This window comes from Tenacibaculum finnmarkense (assembly GCF_900239185.1).
GTDB lineage: Bacteria > Bacteroidota > Bacteroidia > Flavobacteriales > Flavobacteriaceae > Polaribacter > Polaribacter finnmarkensis.
On record NZ_OENA01000025.1, the window covers coordinates 1 to 2182 of the forward strand.

The 2182-nt window shown below is 29.2% G+C and carries 1 protein-coding gene; it reads left to right on the plus strand.

From position 1 onward, the window contains the following. Nucleotides 1-135 precede the first annotated feature (135 nt). Nucleotides 136-678 carry a hypothetical protein gene (locus AQ1689_RS03450; protein ID WP_101955201.1) on the plus strand — a complete coding sequence of 181 codons (543 nt, stop codon included), beginning with the start codon at nucleotides 136-138 and terminating at the stop codon, nucleotides 676-678. The last annotated feature ends 1504 nt before the right edge of the window (nucleotides 679-2182 follow it).

A 2182-nucleotide genomic window follows, 5' to 3' on the forward strand; every position in this document is an offset into this window, starting at 1 on the left:
TCAAAAAACTAATTTATAGAATTATGAGCCTAGAATAATAATGTATAAACTTAATCAAGAAAAGAGTTGTTTTTTAGCTCAGTTCTTTGTTGGCAACTGTTTTTTATTCTCAGATTATTAATTAAATTTACAAATATGAAAAAATTTATAATTTCTAAAAAAGATTGGAAGACTTTTCCTCTTAATTCTATTGAATTTATTTTAAAAGAAGGAAAAGATTATCACGAATATACTTTAAATGAATCGGACAAGATTACGAAACGTGCTTATTCAATTATTCTTATTTTGTTTGGCGTTCTTTCAGGTGTTATTGCATATACATTCAATAAAATGGTTTTACCATGTTTTCAACCAATAATTTTTGTAAACTTCGGATTAGTTACTGCTTTGACTATTATCTTATTCCGTTTTGGTATTTTAATTTTTCCAAGGACAATAAAGGTGAAAGGTAGAATTCCTAAAAAAATAGCTTTACCTCAATTCCTAAACAATCCGAAATTATCTAAAGAAGAAAACTATCTATCTTTCATCATTCAAGATATTGAAGTTGTTCAAGATAAAATAGATTTTAATTTAGTGCAAAACAAAAAGCGACAAGACAAATTAAAATTTAATATGATTACTGTCGCTATTTTGTTTCCGATTTACTTAATTATAGCATTTTTCACAACGCTTTAAATATTTAATTCGATTTCTGTTGAGTCTGGTGATGAATCTTCCATAGGTAAATCTGGAAAATCAAAATCTTCATCATCGGGATTTTTAAATTTATAATTCATGTTATTTATTTTTAAATATTCTTATATTCAGATTTCAGTGAGTAATAGTTGCCAACGATTTGTATATGGTTTGTTGCGTGTTTCGAGCAACTAATTTAGTAAATAAAAACGGAATAGAAAATCCCCTAAGGATTTTCGTAAGTAGGCGAGTACTAGCAATAAATTATATATTTTGTTGCAAGTAGTTTGTTTTTCAGTTTATAATGCTGTTTTTCCAATTTCAATTTCAATTCCAATTTTCTGCATTTTCTCCATTCTGCAGCCGTTATAAATTCAGATTTTGGATGATAATTCGGTCAGTTTTTATTGATTTATGTGTCAATCTTTTAAATCAGCGGTTGCGTCAATTTTCCAATTCCAATTTTCTGCATTTTCTCAATTCTACAGCTGTTATAAATTCAGATTTTGGATGATAATTCGGTCAGTTTTATTCATTCCGTTTTTATTGATTTATGCGTCAATCTTTTAAATCAGCGGTTGCGTCAATTTTCCAATTCTAATTTTCTGCATTTTCTCAATTCTACAGCCGTTATAAATTCAGATTTTGGATGATAATTCGGTCAGTTTTATTCATTCCGTTTTTATTGATTTATGCGTCAGTCTTTTAAATCAACAGTTGCGTAAGTTTTTCAGTATTTTGCTCATTCTTTAGAAGGTTTTTAGGGAAATAGTTTCCGATTATACTTCTTTATTAGCCTTAAAAAACACATTATAATTTGCGTGATTTTTTGCCAATTACTTGCAACGTTTTGTATATGGTTTGTTGCGTGTTTCGAGCAACTAATTTAGTAAATAAAAACGGAATAGAAAATCCCCTAAGGATTTTCGTAAGTAGGTTCGCACTAGCAATAAATTATATATTTTGTTAACCTGCGTTTTTTCTTTTTACAATTAAAATACCGATATAAAATCTCACATTTTTCAGCGTTTTTATTCGGCGTTTAACTTGTCTAAATTTTCATATAAACTTACGCGAAAAAATCTAAAATCGGCAATATTCCGAACAGTTTTTCTCATTCCTAATTTCGCAAACAGGCTAAAAGTCCGCCATTTCCATTTCAGAATTACAGACAGATTATCGCGTAATATTTGTCAAAATCTGCTGCTTTACGATTCCGTTTCTATTGCGCAAACGAGCTAGGAAGTCCGCCGTTTTCATTTCATAATTACGGACAGATTCTTGCGTAATATTTGTCAGAATTTACTGCGTTATAATTCCATTTCTACTTGCGTAATATTTATCAGAATCCTACTTTTTTAACCCGCTTTTTTTGCCAATATTACGTGTAATTTGGCTTAATGCAGGTTAACGATTTGTATATGGTTTGTTGCGTTTTTGAAGCACTAAATTTAGTAAATAAAAACGGAATAGAAAATCCCCTAAGGATTTTCGTAAGTAGGCG